Source organism: Bacillus litorisediminis (genome assembly GCF_022808645.1).
GTDB classification, from domain to species: domain Bacteria; phylum Bacillota; class Bacilli; order Bacillales; family JC228; genus Bacillus_BF; species Bacillus_BF litorisediminis.
Map to the genome: position 1 here is coordinate 1 of NZ_JAKZKT010000067.1, position 14,727 is coordinate 14,727.

At 38.2% G+C, this 14,727-nt stretch carries 14 protein-coding genes; 4 read left to right on the forward strand and 10 right to left on the reverse strand.

What is annotated here, in order from left to right; genetic code table 11:
- Window positions 1–182: 182 nt before the first annotated feature.
- The 10 genes from MLE14_RS20605 to MLE14_RS20650 form a co-directional block, all read right to left on the reverse strand.
- The gene (locus tag MLE14_RS20605; protein WP_243300289.1) at window positions 183–1,193 is read right to left on the reverse strand and encodes a DUF3231 family protein; all 1,011 of its coding nucleotides are present in this window, start codon (window positions 1,191–1,193) and stop codon (window positions 183–185) included.
- 121 nt (window positions 1,194–1,314) lie between these two features.
- Complete coding sequence (locus MLE14_RS20610) at window positions 1,315–2,415, reverse strand: ABC transporter permease (RefSeq protein ID WP_243300290.1); 1,101 nt, start codon at window positions 2,413–2,415, stop codon at window positions 1,315–1,317.
- Entirely contained in the window at window positions 2,415–3,680 is a 1,266-nt protein-coding gene (locus tag MLE14_RS20615) for an ABC transporter permease (RefSeq protein ID WP_243300291.1), read from the reverse strand. The genes MLE14_RS20610 and MLE14_RS20615 overlap by 1 nt, the downstream gene beginning before the upstream one ends.
- 11 nt (window positions 3,681–3,691) lie before the next feature.
- The gene (locus MLE14_RS20620) at window positions 3,692–4,585 is read right to left on the reverse strand and encodes an ABC transporter ATP-binding protein (RefSeq protein ID WP_243300292.1); all 894 of its coding nucleotides are present in this window, start codon (window positions 4,583–4,585) and stop codon (window positions 3,692–3,694) included.
- Between the two features lie 151 nt (window positions 4,586–4,736).
- On the reverse strand, window positions 4,737–5,369 hold the full coding sequence (locus tag MLE14_RS20625; RefSeq protein ID WP_243300293.1) for a response regulator: 633 nt from the start codon (window positions 5,367–5,369) through the stop codon (window positions 4,737–4,739).
- Between the two features lies 1 nt (window position 5,370).
- Entirely contained in the window at window positions 5,371–6,504 is a 1,134-nt protein-coding gene (locus MLE14_RS20630) for a sensor histidine kinase (protein WP_243300294.1), read from the reverse strand.
- An 810-nt stretch (window positions 6,505–7,314) separates the two neighbouring features.
- Window positions 7,315–8,922 carry an N-acyl-D-amino-acid deacylase family protein gene (locus tag MLE14_RS20635; protein WP_243300295.1) on the reverse strand — a complete coding sequence of 536 codons (1,608 nt, stop codon included), beginning with the start codon at window positions 8,920–8,922 and terminating at the stop codon, window positions 7,315–7,317.
- A gap of 32 nt (window positions 8,923–8,954) precedes the next feature.
- Window positions 8,955–9,818: a MurR/RpiR family transcriptional regulator gene (locus MLE14_RS20640; RefSeq protein ID WP_243300296.1), complete on the reverse strand. Its 864-nt coding sequence runs from the start codon at window positions 9,816–9,818 to the stop codon at window positions 8,955–8,957.
- A 30-nt stretch (window positions 9,819–9,848) separates the two neighbouring features.
- A complete protein-coding gene (gene panF / locus MLE14_RS20645) occupies window positions 9,849–11,345 on the reverse strand; it encodes a sodium/pantothenate symporter (protein WP_243300297.1) in 1,497 nt (498 codons plus the stop codon).
- Between the two features lie 9 nt (window positions 11,346–11,354).
- Window positions 11,355–11,639 (reverse strand): YhdT family protein, encoded by a 285-nt coding sequence (locus MLE14_RS20650; RefSeq protein WP_243300298.1) that lies wholly within the window; start codon window positions 11,637–11,639, stop codon window positions 11,355–11,357.
- A gap of 296 nt (window positions 11,640–11,935) precedes the next feature.
- Here MLE14_RS20650 and MLE14_RS20655 point away from each other — a divergent pair, with 296 nt between their 5' ends.
- The 4 genes from MLE14_RS20655 (at window position 11,936) to MLE14_RS20670 (ending at window position 14,545) form a co-directional block, all read left to right on the forward strand.
- The gene (locus tag MLE14_RS20655) at window positions 11,936–12,328 is read left to right on the forward strand and encodes a hypothetical protein (RefSeq protein ID WP_243300299.1); all 393 of its coding nucleotides are present in this window, start codon (window positions 11,936–11,938) and stop codon (window positions 12,326–12,328) included.
- Window positions 12,249–13,028 carry a membrane protein insertase YidC gene (gene yidC / locus MLE14_RS20660; RefSeq protein ID WP_243300300.1) on the forward strand — a complete coding sequence of 260 codons (780 nt, stop codon included), beginning with the start codon at window positions 12,249–12,251 and terminating at the stop codon, window positions 13,026–13,028. The genes MLE14_RS20655 and yidC overlap by 80 nt, the downstream gene beginning before the upstream one ends.
- Before the next feature lie 240 nt (window positions 13,029–13,268).
- Window positions 13,269–14,081, forward strand: coding sequence for a hypothetical protein (locus MLE14_RS20665; RefSeq protein ID WP_243300301.1), 813 nt, complete (start codon window positions 13,269–13,271; stop codon window positions 14,079–14,081).
- 2 nt (window positions 14,082–14,083) lie between these two features.
- Window positions 14,084–14,545 (forward strand): hypothetical protein, encoded by a 462-nt coding sequence (locus MLE14_RS20670; RefSeq protein WP_243300302.1) that lies wholly within the window; start codon window positions 14,084–14,086, stop codon window positions 14,543–14,545.
- Window positions 14,546–14,727: the final 182 nt, after the last annotated feature.

Consider the following 14,727-nt stretch of genomic DNA (forward strand, 5'->3'; position numbering starts at 1 on the left):
GCATAAAGAATAAGAATAATAGGCAAAATCACACTCATTTCTAAGATGGATTCTGTGAAAAATTCTTAAAATCATAAAGGCATTTGGGAATAAAAACATTCCCAAATGCCTTTTGTCTTCAATCTGAAGCTATTTGTATCTCTTACAAATAGCTTCATTTACTCTTTTATTTTTTGCTAGATTTATGTCTTTTTTCTCGTTAATTTATTTCGGTCCTTTGTACCTGGCGGTTGTTCAAGCCAATGGTGTTTAATCATGATATCGGCTCCAGTTTTGGCATAAAGTCCAATTTCCAATGATAGTCGTTCATAATTAATGACTAAATCATTTCGTTGACTAGCGGCAGCTGCTGTAGCGTAATTTCCCGTACCAGTTGCACTTAAAAGTGACATATGAAACATTAGTAACTTATCTGAAAATGTTTGGGTAGTCGAATTGCTTACAGCAACATCGGGTAATCTAGGTGTTGGAATATCATTGTCAAGCAGGATTTCAGAAAATATCTTAATGTGTTTATTGGCTATATCTTTTCCGCGCAGCATGTAGTCTTGAATTTCTTTGGTTGGAGAGGTCTGGGCAAAACTCAGGGCTAACATAACTCCCATCGTCATGACATTCATGTACAAATGAGAGATTTCCACTGCGTTTAATGGTCGTTTGTTCGTAAATGGGTTTAATCCGCTATAATATTGTTTACCTTCCACAAAATCTGTTTTTTTCGGCACTTCCAAATAAGGATGCTTCGCCAGTATTCCTTTTGAAAGAGCAATTTTATTTGTTTGATTAAAAAGTGTAGACGTATCAATTAAACCTTCCGTAAAGAAATTACTAATATCTTCTCTTGTACTCATAGCAACAAATCCGCTATATGCCAACATTCCGACTCTAGCCATGTGATTCACATACGTTAGACAGAATATATCAGAAAAAAGCCATGGAGCCTCCATGTTCACGTCATTTTCGGTAAAGCCGTTAGGTACAGCATACTGTTCTTGATCAAAAAGGTTTTTCAAAAAATCCAAATGACTTGATGCAAGATTATAGGCATATTCTATAGCAGGTTTTATGTCCGTATCTTTAAGATGCTTAAGCATAAACCCTAAGACACATTTTGACATACTATCATTCATATACGAAGTCCAAAGACTTCCAATTTCGGCCGAAGTTAAATAAATTTTATTTTCATTAACCATATTAGCCTCCAAAAAGAATAAGTTCATTTATATTATTCTTTGCAATTAACTGTATATTATGACAGGAGGCAAGGACGAAATGGTACTTATGACATATTTTTATTGCATGTAGTTGATTGTCCTAGATAGTTCTGCGTTCAATTAGGTTAATCCCCAATCCCATTGCCACAACACCAATCAGCAACATAATCAATAGAGACATCACCACATCTTGCAAGCCTGCATTATAGAAAATCACATTCATAATCGCATCCATGGCATGCGACAATGGAAATAGATCCGCAATAAACAAAAGCACTGGATTCGTAATCGTCCCTGGCATCATATAGACTCCGCTAACTAGCGGAATCAGCGGAATCAATGATGGGTAAATGGCATAGAATTGTTCGGGAGTCCTTACAAAACCGGTAATTAACATTGCAACGCTAATCATGCTAAAAGTAAAGAACGCAGCAATCAAAATAATCATCCACAGTTGATCACCTACTTCATAATTCATTACATACTTAAACACAACTAGCACGACAACGATTTGAAACAGAGTGATCAAGAAGCTATATAAAATATAACCGCAATACATACTTGTTTTACTTATCGGTGACAGTATCATCCGATTCCAAATCCCAGAAACCTTGTCATGCGTTACATGGTTAACTTTGAAACCAAGAATGAACATCGCAATCAAAAAAGTAAAAGCAAACAATAATTGAGTGCTCATATTGTAACCAGGAATTTCTTCACTATCAAGCCCTTGAGCCTCCATTTGAAAAGGTGCATCGGCTAAATAGCTCTCGATTTCTTGCCGAACGGTTTCGTTCTCTTCTGTTTTGGCTACCGCACTAATTTGTGCTTCTCGTTGAAATACCTTTTCAACATGCTGCTGAACATATGAGACACTTGGAAGTTGACTAGTTGCTACTAAACGGTAATCCATCTCCATTAACTTCACGGCCACATCAATCTTGCCATCCCTTACATCCTTACGTGCTTGATCCGGGTCCATTACTTCAAATCGAAAGGAATCATCAACATTCAACAACTTTCCCCACTTTTCCTCGATTTCCGAAGCATTCTCTTCCTCACTAAAAATGGCAACCGATGTCGGTGAATGAACACCTACACCGAATAAAAGAGGAGCGAGAATACTTGCAGCTATTAATAATAGAATAAACAATGGATTTCGTTTATCCTTAAGAAATTGGACAAACACTACTGAAATCACTAAGCTTCCCCCCTTTTCGGATACAAGACTAAGCCAATCAATGTACATATTAAAAAGAACCCGATTAGTAACACACTTGGCATGACGATAGAGGATACCTCCTCAAATTGAATCCACTCCGTTAACATAGCTAAGGATAGCCCGTTTGGCGTCCATTCGCCTATTTGTTGGAGCCAAACAGGTAAAACATAAATAGGTACAAAATTTCCTCCAATCGTGCCAAACAGTAAATTAACTAACATAAAAATACCATTTGCCGCATCAATATTAGTCATTCTCAGTAATATGACGGTGAAAACAGCAGCTAATCCAGCTATTGCCAATGAAAGGAAGGTAATGATTCCCACGGTTCCAACCCAAAAGGTCATGGAACGGCCAGGAAATACATCTAAAATAAAGTGAGACGAAATCATGACAAACATAATTTGTAACCATGCTAAGCAAAACGTTGACACCATTTTCCCGATTAAAAAATGGATAGGATTACTATTTGTCAATAAAATTCGATTAAATACTTGCTGCCTAATTTCCACTCCGGTTTTAGTTGCAACCGTTGCTGCAATGAATAAGGCAAACAATGCTCCCATTGCAATCGTAAAATATTGGGTTAACGTAAAGCTCTCCCCAGCTCCTGCTTCCTCGAAACCTCCTTTTGGAGGATTCACTTCTGCCTCTTGTGCACCTTCGATTTTCTGCAAAGCAAACTGAACATTCATTTGATCGATAAAACCATGAATGATATTGTATAAAATACTATTGTTATTCGTTTCTTTTTCCATCTTATAAATCAGCGAGGTAGCTGGAGGTTCTCCTGCTAAAGCTGAATATAAACTGTCAACAGTAAAACCATCTGGTATGAAGAGAATTCCGTCCAGATCACCCTTTTCGACTTTGTCTACTGCTTCAGCCTCCTTAAGATTTTGAACCGTTACCCATTCTTTTAAATCCTCACTGTTTAGATAATCTAATAAAATTCGAACCGGTCGCAAATTGCTTGCTTGTTCCACTAGCGTTAACGCTTCTTCTTCTCCTAATGAGGCTTCCTTAACCAATTTTTCCTTCAAATGGTCCATTGCCTTTGTTTCGTCATCTTGGTTCACAACTGCTAACTGTAAATCCATGGACGAGTTCTCATCGTTACCTAGCAATCCAGCAAAAGCAAAATTTAACACGATTACTAAAATAATAGGAAGCACAAGTACCGTAATAAGCTCCTTCCGGTCACGCCAAAACAGTAACAAATCCTTTTTTATAAAACTGCGCATACTGCACCTCCTTAATCCCGTAACGTACGTCCAGTTAAATGAAGAAATACATCCTCCAAACTAGGAGTCTCTGTATGAAAATTAATCATTTGTATATGATGCTGTTCAGTAAGATGGACGAGTTCATTGATCAAATTGCTTCCTTTTTTTACAATAATCTTCAGTTGTTTCAAATGGGAAGCCTCTACCTTACGAACACCCTCGATTGCCTTCACAAGCTCAACAAAGGATTCATCCATTTTATTAAACTCCACTAAAACCGTATCCTCCGTCGACAAAATGCTAAGCAGTTCAGCTTTTGTACCTGCTGCTATAATTTCGCCATGGTCCATAATGTATAATCGATCACAGAGCTGTTCAACTTCCTCCATATAATGACTGGTGTAAAGAATCGTGGTTCCATCTTTCTTATTGAGCGTACGTACCGTTTCCAGGATATGATTTCTCGATTGCGGATCAATGCCAACAGTTGGCTCATCTAGAATTAGGATTTGCGGTCGATGCAATAAGGCTGCTGCAATGTTTATCCTCCGTTTCATACCGCCAGAAAAAGTTTTCACTAAATCCTTTTGGCGATCTTCTAGACCTACAATTTCTAAGGCTTGCTGGATGCGTTTTTCTAGTTCCTTCCCTTTCATTTTATAAATGGATCCAAAAAATTTTAGGTTCTCATATGCTGACAGCTCCTGATATATCGCTAATTCCTGTGGTACTACCCCTAAAATTTTTCTGATTTCTCCTGGTTTATCAATCGTGTTTATACCATTAAGCTTTATTTCACCAGATGTAGGTTTAATCAAAGTTGAAATCATCGATATCGTAGTAGACTTCCCGGCTCCATTGGGTCCTATTAAACCGATTGATTCACCATTATCCAAATATAAATTAACATCTTTAACTGCCATCTTTCCTATGTATTGTTTCTAGCATGAACATGCCTCCTTTTTTCCTCAACTGCTTCTTTGTAATGGCATCTTAAAACATAAAAACCAAAGTCACTACTGACTTTGGTCACTCTTCAAATAAACATGTATTACTTTGGTCATTTTTCTTATCTCATACCAGACGATGCCGAATGGCATAAATCGCTAATTGGGTCCGATCCCTTAGTTCCAATTTATCTAGAATTTGACTGGTTTGATTCTTGACTGTGCCGACCGACAAGCCTAATCGTTCTGCTACTTCTTTATTGTTCAGCCCTTCTCCAATGCACTTTAAAATCGCTCTTTCCCTTGGCGTTAACGCAGGATCAACAGACACCTCGTCTTGTTTTTGAAGTAAAACTGGCATGACTTTTGCAGCAACCTGATCCTCCAGAGAGAGGCCGCCACTCAATGCACTTTTAATCGAACGAATCAGTGATTCCGTATCCCCATTTTTCAGCATATATCCACTAACTCCGAGTTTTAGGGCGTCCATGACATATTGATTGTCGTCAAAAGTGGTGAGCATTAGAATTTTCATATGAGGAAAACGAGAGCGCAAAACCTTCGCTGCTTCAATCCCATCCATTTCAGGCATGCGAATATCTAATATCGCCACATCAAAAAGCTGTTTTTCACACAAACTGATAGCCTTCTTGCCATTGTCAGCTTCACCTGTTACTTTAATCTCTGCATCTGTTTCGATCATCGCCTTCAAGCCTTGGCGCACCATCACTTGATCTTCTGCCAGCAACACCTTGATCATACTACCCGCTCCGTTCTGTTAAACGTATACTGCCTCTTACTGCAAATTGGGACTCATCATAAACGATATCCAATGAACCGCCCACTTTTTCTAATCGCTCTCGCATCGCTTTCAATCCATATCCCTCTTGAAAAAAGGGATTAAGAGCTGTTAAGCGGTTGATGACTTCAAAACGAAAAATACTCCCGCCAGGCGATTCAAACATCACTTGCGCCTCTCTTGTTGAGCTATGCTTCATAATATTAGTCAGTGCCTCTTGTACGGCACGATAAATCGCAAACGACTGTTCCCCTGTCAGTGGTGCAGCAAACGCTCCATGTTTAACGGAAAAATTAATTTTCATAAAACTTTCCATTTCTAATTTGCGAATTAATCGTATGATACCTTGGAGACCGCCTACTTCTTTTTGCTCAAAGGATCTTACAGCTCTTCTTGTTTCCTCTAAGCTTTGTTCGGCAATCTCTTTAAGACTTTGGATCTTTTCTTTGTCCTCATTAGCTGCAGTTAAGCGGAAAGCCTCGATTTGCATGAGCAGGGCGGTAAGTTTATGACCAACAGAATCATGGATCTCATGACCGATCAGCATCCGCTCATCCTGTCTTGCCTGCTCTTCTTCTGTCACAAGCTGCCTTTTCATCCTTCTGTATTCATCTAGTAAGGCATCATTCTTTTTTCGCAGCCTTGATTCCCGTTTATGCGTATCCTGATAATGCAATAATGCGATTACTAATAAAAGATAAAAAAGTCCAGACCAAGCTATTTGTGAGGAAGTAATGTTCGATTCGATAACGATCCACGCAGCGCATCCAAGTTGAACTCCAATCACAACCAAACTTTTTAAGCGGGAAAGATAAAAAACGGCCTCAGCTATTAGTAACGCTTGCATGAGGAGTACATATGGCTGCAGCACATAGTCTATTGGATAAAAGATGGCTATTGTTGTTAGTGCTTGTATACAGAATAATACCGTTAGCATCATCGGTTTTTCTGTAAAAAGAGGAATAATAAACAATATGATAAAAAATAGGCAAATACCAGCTAGCTGACTTTCGTTTACGACTAAGGGGAATTCTAAAAAAACTAGTGCCCATACCACACAATGGATAGCAAGCCAAACAAAATACGATTTCTTCATATATACAAACTCCTCCAAAAAACATCAGCCAGTTAACAGCTATTCCTTTTCCAAAATTATACTATGATTTACAAAGTAACGCACCCGTGCCCAGTCTGTTAATCTCAAAATCTATGACACGATATAAGGATTAGAGTAAAAAAGCGTTCATCCCTTTTAGCTTCAACGTACACGTTAGTCACCCATGCAGCTCAAAAACGGCGCAGCACCACAAAGAATGAAAATGAGCTTTACAGTCTATTCTGTTCCCAACTGTGTGTTGCAGAATCATTATATTGCATTTGTATATCTGCTATTTTAATAGCTGTTGGTTTTATCGCAAATAATAGAAGAGAAATCCAAGGGTAACTTATTTTATGGATCCTAGTTCTATAACATTCGCAAGTTTACTAAATAGGATCGTAACCATAGATAAGGTATACAAATAGGAAGGTGCCAGCTCAGTCCGTGAGTTTCTATCCACGACATAGCTGACACCTATAATAAGTTGTTTCTTGATATACATAACAACTCGACTTTCACATGTTGAATACGGCAAGGGTGACCCGCTGCTCTTTGAAATTGAATTGATGATTTCTTTGCGGACATACAATCTGTTATCTTCACAAAAATGCCTGTTTTAGAAAATAATTGGTCGTATGTTCCGTTATTTGCTGTGAATCATGAAGAAACCTCATGTTTTTACTTTAATAAAGGACCAGTGTCCGTAATTTCTCCAAAATCTGCGATTTTATCAAAGATAACGGAATCTATGTCCATTAGTGAGTCTGCCTTGGTTAGAACGACCTGTGAAAGTTGAATTCATACATGTTATAAAGAAACGTTCTCAACAGATTTCCCTTCTCGCCGTAACACCTGCCCTGCCGTAACACCTAAGAACTTCCCATCTTCTACTGTTAGCTGGCCATTTACGAATACATAATGGATACCGGTTGGTTCTTGTAAAGGGTCTTCATAGGTTGCGTTATCTTTGATGGTATCCGGATCAAAAATAACAATATCGGCAGCATATCCTTCTTTTATTAAGCCTCTATTCTTAAGCCGCAGCAATTGGGCAGGTGCACCCGTCATTTTACGTACCGCCTGTTCCAATGTTAATGCTTGTTTATCTCTTACAAAATGCCCTAGTACTCGCGGATATGTTCCATATAATCGAGGATGCGGTTTACCTCCAAAAATACCGTCAGAGCCGACCATTTGTAATGGATGCTGCATCCCGCCAGTTATCACTTCTTCTTCTCCCCAATGCACCAGCATAGTAATGCCGGCATTTTCTTCTAGAAGAAGCTTAAAAGCAGCGTCTTCTGGTTTGATGCCCAGCATCTCTGCAATTTCAACCATATTTTTCCCTTCAACCCAGCGATTCTTCTCAGTTGAGACAGAGGTTAAAGTGATATTCCCCCAGCCGCAAGTAAGAACCCAGTTTTCATAATCACTATTATTTTTAAAATCATCTTTTATCCGTGCTTGAACATCTGGATCTTTTAGCTTTTCCAATAATTCGGCTGTTCCTCCTGAATGCATCCATGGAGGAAGTATTGCATGAAAAACCGTCGATCCTGCCGTATATGGATATTGATCAAAGGTTACCTCAATTCCTTCATTTCTTGCTTCTTCCATTTTGACTAAAGCCCGTTCGTACCTGGATCGATTTATTTTTCCTGCAACCTTAAAATGAGACACATGGAGTCGTACACCTGATTGTCTGGCTACATCAATAACCTCTTCTAACGCTTCGAGTGACTTATTACTTTCATTACGAATATGGACGACAAAACAGCCATCATATTTTGCGGCTCCCTTACATATTTCAATGAGCTCTTCCTTATTAGAGAATACGTTAGGAGGATATACTAATCCTGAAGATAATCCTACTGCCCCCTGTTTCATTCCTTCCTCAACTAATTCTCGCATTTTTTTCATTTCTTCTTTGGTAGCTTCTCGGCCGTCAAATCCCATTACCAATGTCCGGACAGCACCATGAGGAACAAGGTAAGTCGCGTTCCCAGCAATGTCGGATTGGTCTAAGAAGGTGAGATATTCCTCAATAGTATTCCATGGCCAATCTCCAATATCACCATTTAATCCTTTTAATTGTTTTTGCCATAGCGGCTTGGTTTCCTCAGATACAGGTGCTACTGAGATCCCATCCTGACCAAATAATTCTGTTGTTACCCCTTGTAAAACTTTAATTTTATGAATCTCCGGTTTTATACAAAGGAGATCAGAATGTACATGTGTGTCAATAAATCCGGGAGTTACTGCCATTTTATTAGCATGGATGATTCTTTTGGCACTTTCATTACTTAAATCCCCCATTTTACAAATGACTCCGTCTTTAATTCCAATATCAGACTTAGTCCAAGGATTTTCTGTCCCATCATAAATATGTCCATTTTTAATAATATAATCTAACATGGTAAGACCTCCTCTATCTAATAAAAAGAGAATTATTCAGGTTTGACAAATGGGAAGAAGTCATAGCTGATAATTTCGTATTCCTCTAATCTTTTCTTTACATCCTCCCAATCCGAAACCGCTACAGCATTTACTATCAAGTTAAGTAATGAAAAAATAACGGGCATTCCCTTCAATGCGGAAGGTGCAGGTGATTCCACCTTCAAAATATAATCTGCCAGAATACCGACTGGAGAAAGCTCATTATCTGTAATAGCAAGTATAGAGGCCCCTCGTTTCTTGGCTGCTTGAACAAAGGTAAGCGTCTCTTGTGCATACCGAGGAAACGAGAAAGCAATGACTAAACTGTCAGTCGATATTTGCGAGATAATATGAATCGCATCATCCATGTCAACGCGATACAGATGAGAATTTCCTATGACCACATTTAGACTAAAAGCCAGCCAACTAGCCGGTGCATGGGAACTTCTAAATCCTAATATGATACGATTCTTGCTTTTTATAATTCTCTTTATAATGACATTTAGCGTCTCCATATCAATTGAGTCTGAAAGCTTATGAATATAGTAAATATCTTCTGCAAGCGTAAGTTCAATAAGCTGCTGATTTCCGTTAAGAGCTTCTGTTGTATGACGATAATGTTCAAACGTTTCATTATGTTTCTCTTTTACGACTGTTTGCTGAATGACCTTCTGTAAATCACTATAGCCAGAGAAACCGAGATTATAACAAAAACGAATGACCGTTGACTCACTTGTATTGGTAATGTCTCCAAGCTCTTTAGCGGTATGAAAAGCAACTTTTTCAACATGCTCACTTACATATGCTGCAACCACCTGCTGTCTTTTTGTTAATTCATTAAATTTTGATCGAATCGTTTCTTTAAGTATCTTCATAAAATGGCTTGACCTCTGTGATTTAAATGTTTAACCAATGGAATGATGTTTAAGATTAGAGGCTTTACTTTTCTGGCTTCCCCAGAAATTATTGATAATCTGATGTGAAGGTCGTGGAGTTAAATAGCTGAATACAATCATCATCACAATGGAGATCGCAGTTGCCGTTACAATTGTTTGCATCCCGAAAGGATTTGGGAAAAACTCGCCAAGAATGATATAGCTAATTAAGCCCGAATACATGGAAACAATCGCTCCCCAAGTATTGGCTCTCTTCCAGTAAAGACCAAAGACAATCGGAGCAAAGAATGTAGCTTCTAGTCCGCCAATCGCATAGATCACTAGGAATTGCAAATAATCGGGCGGTGTCAAGGCGAATAAAACAACGCCAACTCCAATAATGAGTGTTGAAAAGTAGGATAGTTTTGCTATCTTCCTTTCACTTGCTCGAGGGTTGATATAATTTAAGTAAATATCTTTAACAACTGAGGAGCTCGTAACAAGGAGCATAGAGTTCACTGTTGACATAATCGCAGCCAGCGGAGCCGATAATACAAGTCCCGCCACCCAGCCAGGCATTATATCCAAAATGAGAGTCGGCAAAGCCATATCTGGCGTTGAAATATTCGGGTATAGCACCCTGACAAACGGTCCAAGGGTGGCAAAGAAAATCGAAAATAGCGCCATGATAAAACCGCTATAGATAATTGACTTATGCATAGACTCTGTATTTTTAAATGTCATTCCCCTGACGGAAGCGTGAGGCAAACCGATAGCTGCAATACCAAAAAGCATGAAATAGGAAAATAGCATTAATGGCGTTGCACCAGAGGGTCCAGGTAATTCAACCAATTCAGGGTGTTCCGTAACAATCTGTCCAATAAGACCACTAAAGCCCTCGGTTTTAACTAAGAAGAATATCCAAAGCAATACCCCGCCAAAAATCATAATGATACCTTGAATGGCATCCGTGATTGCAACGGCTCTAAAACCGCCATAGACCGTATATAGAACAACGGCTAGCCCAAAAATGATCAATCCTGTTTTATAAGGCAATCCGGTAATAGATTCTAATATACGTGCTCCCCCTACAAATTGAGCCACCATATAGGCACTAATAAAGATGATGATACCGATCGAACTTCCAAGTACCACCGTTTTACTTTGATATCTTTCCTTAAAAAAATCAGTTAAAGTCACCGCATTAATCTTTCTCGCAACGATTGCAAATTTTTTCCCGAGAATTCCAAGAATGTATACTCCCATGCCGACTTGAGTCAATAAAATAAGGATCCAGCTAAATCCGGAACTATAAGCAACTCCTGGTGAACCAATAAATGTCCCAGCACTCGCAGCTGAAGCCAAAATAGTAAAGGTCAAAACAAAAGGACCAAGTGACCGTCCCCCAATAAAGTAATCCTCTTGGAAGTTTGCATTTTTTACCTTCATATGCCTATGTAATACAATCCCGATTGCAAATGTAGCAATCAAAGCAAGAAATATTGGTATCAGAACATCCCATCGCATTTACAACACCTACCCTTCTTCCTCAGCTTCAATGGACATGTCTTTGTAAAAATACTTAATCATGAAATAAGGAAGGATACAAAAAATCAAAGTTCCTATCACGCCTCCCCAAAAGAACCAGGCAGGGAATCCCCAAATATAACTCATAGAGTCTGCCGATTTATTAAATCCGATTAATAAAGAAACTCCTCCAACTAACAAAATATTAATCACAAATAACCCAAGGGTCGCCCACATTTCTTTAGTACACTGAGCAAACCTTTTGTCCTCCACGAATTCCTCCTGATCTGTCATTTTTTTAACCTCCTTTATGATGTAATTACTTCTTTCCAAAAAAATACTGAAGTTTCCACTTCATTTTTAAGTATCGTAACTTAACAAATATCCCAAGTCAACAAATATTTAAAATTTTTAAACTATTTTAAATAGAATGATAAATAGACAAAAAACGACAAAAATGGCCTGCCCTCTTTAGAGTAATACCTTTGCCGTATGGGTGGTTTGTCTCCAGTTTATTTACGAATTGTTCTTTTCATCGATTCAAGTTATAGTTAAGACATAAACTCATTTTTAATGAGGTGTTCTCATTGTTGGATCTTTTGCTGGATTTCTCAAGTATTTCTACTTTTTATATGATATATGCCGGGATTTTGCTTAGCCTGGGTTTCGGGGTTTTATTAAGGAATATTGAGACCCCGCTGGTAAGTTCCTATTCCTTCACGGATCAAAATCTAAAGCCGCATTATTTGCTTACTCAAATCAATAAGGTGCTGGTTGTTCGCTCCGTGATTATTTGGCTGTTTAAAGCAGCGAAAAAGTACCAATTCTCGGATGAGGATGCAGAAGACTCTATTTCTCCTATTACCCTATCGAATCTAAATACATTTTTAGGAGGAAATAGAGATGAAATTTACAAAGAAGATTCTTTTGTTTGCTTTATTCGTTATGAGCGCTGGGCTTCTGACGGCATGTCAGCAAACTAGCAGCAATGAGGCTGGATTCTTTCAGTGGTTTCTCGTCAATCCTTTTATTGAGGCGATTCACTGGATTGCAGCTGTTTTTGGTGATAATTATGGAATGGCGATTATTATCATTACCATCATTATTAAACTGATATTAATGCCACTCATGCTGAAGCAATACAAAAATCAACAGCACATGAAAATCAAAATGGAACAATTAAAGCCCGAGATGGAAGAGATTCAGAAGAAACTCAGGGAGACAAAAACGAAAGAAGAACAACAAAAACTGCAGCAGGAAATGTTTGCTCTCTATCGAAAGCATGGAGTAAATCCATTAAATATGGGATGTTTGCCTATATTAATACAAATGCCACTCTTACTCGGACTCTACTATGCGATCCGCGGTTCCCACGATATCGCGACACATTCATTTTTATGGTTCAGTCTTGGACAGCCGGACCTTTTGATTACGGCCATTGCGGGAATTGTTTACTATCTACAATTTAAGGTGAGCCTCATCAATTTGACGGAAGAGCAACGCAAGCAAATGAAGCTATTGGGATTGATTTCTCCGATAATGATTGTTTTCATTTCCTTAAACGCTCCAGCTGCCCTTCCATTATATTGGGCAGTCAGCGGACTTTTTCTAATCATTCAATCATGGATTGGAAAAAGACTTTATCCACAGACTACAGGGCAAGTTGAATCTATAAATAGCTAAAATTTATTGGCCTGACTGTCAGGATAAACCGTTCTCTTTTAAGTACCAGCAGGTCTAAAAGCAAATATAGCAACAATCATCAAAGCAGTGGATTTCCTAATAGAAATCACACTGCTTTTAACATTTTAAAAAGCTAATATGGGTTATAATCCCTACGAGGTTTTCTTCAATAAAGCGAGCATAAAACTACTAAATATTGTAAAAAGTAACCGTAGCATACAAAAAGTTGAGGAAACATCTATGAAAAACTTTACCCCAACAAATCCAATGAAACCTGCAAAAACAGTACGGAAGTATAAAGCACATGTTAGTGCTTTAGGTACTACACAACTCCATCTTCGAAATCCATATATTATTGCTTGGTGGTCAGCAGCATTTCCAGGTATGGGGCATCTTCTTTTGTCAAAGTATCTTAGAGGATATGCACTATATCTCTGGGAAATTATTGTGAATAGCATGTCTTACTTAAATTATGGCTTGGTTTATTCTTTTACTGGCAATATTGAAATCGCAAAAGAAATACTTGACCACAGATGGTTGATTATTTACATTCCTGTCTATATTTTTGCGATTTGGGACAGTTATCGAACGGCTGTTGATTTGAATAGAACGTTTCTATTAGCCGAGAGGGAAAATGCAGATTTTAATTCTTACGTCATTGCTGGTCTAGAGATTAACTATTTAGATAAAAGAAGACCTCTTAATGCAGTATTGTGGTCTCTTTTAACTCCAGGGTTGGGACAATTATATATACATAGAGTTCTGACAGCAGTTTTTGCGATGGGTTTCTCAATTATATTTATGTACTTTTCAAAGTTTCTTGTTGCCGTTCAATTACTTTTTCAAGGGGAAATTAGTCAAGCCACGCAAGTCCTTGACCCGCAATGGTTTCTATTTATGCCATCTCATTACGGGTTTGCCATTTATGATTCATACGTTAATACGGTTGAAAATAATAAACTATTTGAGAGTGAACAACGTAAATATCTAAAAGAAAATTATCAACAGTATCGAGTAAAATTTCCTGAATCAACATCAATGAATGGGGTGTAATCATGCAAATATTTTCTACATTTGAGCATTCACAATATATTGAATTAGCGATTACCTCTTTGGAAAAAGTGGGTGTGAAAAAAGAGAGTATTCTAGCTGTTCCCCTCATGAACCGAGTGGAAGAAAGGAGACTGTTTGATACGCTTCATCGATCAGACGGTATTAGCTTATTTGATAAAGGAGCAATGCTCGGAACAGCATTGGCTGTAATTGGAGCCAGTGTGGGTTTTAGTTTAAAGTGGGGACCCATTTATTGGGGCTTAATCGGTGCTGTAACTGGATTTATCATTGGTTTTATAATCGACTGCATCATTTTCAAAGTTGTTCATAAAAGGAAAAGGGTTGTGAAAGGAAAAAAATCCGATGTGGTATTAGTTGTAGAATGTCAAAAGGATTTGGCTGAGAAAGTTGAAGAGGTGCTTTGGGAACACTTAGCGTTAGGAGTTGCAAAAGTAGAGTATTAGTTCTTGCTGAGTTAACTACATAAAGAAAGGGAATAACATTTTTTACAGCAACAAAGGGCTTGTCAAGAAAAGTGTGTAAGTTATTCTAGATATTTCTTCACACGTTTCTTCAGGTGGTCGTGAACTAATAGTTGATTCATGATCATGGCCCATTGTTGGATGTGTCCACCTTCCCATTTCTT

Excerpts from the sequence above, each read along its gene's own strand:
- MLE14_RS20605 (WP_243300289.1), bottom strand. The coding sequence starts at position 1,193 with ATGGTTAATGAAAATAAAATTTATTTAACTTCGGCCGAAATTGGAAGT.
- MLE14_RS20670 (WP_243300302.1), top strand. The coding sequence starts at position 14,084 with ATGCAAATATTTTCTACATTTGAGCATTCACAATATATTGAATTAGCG.
- MLE14_RS20620 (WP_243300292.1), bottom strand. The coding sequence starts at position 4,585 with ATGGCAGTTAAAGATGTTAATTTATATTTGGATAATGGTGAATCAATC.
- MLE14_RS20615 (WP_243300291.1), bottom strand. The coding sequence starts at position 3,680 with ATGCGCAGTTTTATAAAAAAGGATTTGTTACTGTTTTGGCGTGACCGG.
- panF (WP_243300297.1), bottom strand. The coding sequence starts at position 11,345 with ATGCGATGGGATGTTCTGATACCAATATTTCTTGCTTTGATTGCTACA.
- MLE14_RS20625 (WP_243300293.1), bottom strand. The coding sequence starts at position 5,369 with ATGATCAAGGTGTTGCTGGCAGAAGATCAAGTGATGGTGCGCCAAGGC.
- MLE14_RS20665 (WP_243300301.1), top strand. The coding sequence starts at position 13,269 with ATGAAAAACTTTACCCCAACAAATCCAATGAAACCTGCAAAAACAGTA.
- MLE14_RS20635 (WP_243300295.1), bottom strand. The coding sequence starts at position 8,922 with ATGTTAGATTATATTATTAAAAATGGACATATTTATGATGGGACAGAA.
- MLE14_RS20640 (WP_243300296.1), bottom strand. The coding sequence starts at position 9,818 with ATGAAGATACTTAAAGAAACGATTCGATCAAAATTTAATGAATTAACA.
- MLE14_RS20650 (WP_243300298.1), bottom strand. The coding sequence starts at position 11,639 with ATGACAGATCAGGAGGAATTCGTGGAGGACAAAAGGTTTGCTCAGTGT.
- yidC (WP_243300300.1), top strand. The coding sequence starts at position 12,249 with ATGAAATTTACAAAGAAGATTCTTTTGTTTGCTTTATTCGTTATGAGC.
- MLE14_RS20630 (WP_243300294.1), bottom strand. The coding sequence starts at position 6,504 with ATGAAGAAATCGTATTTTGTTTGGCTTGCTATCCATTGTGTGGTATGG.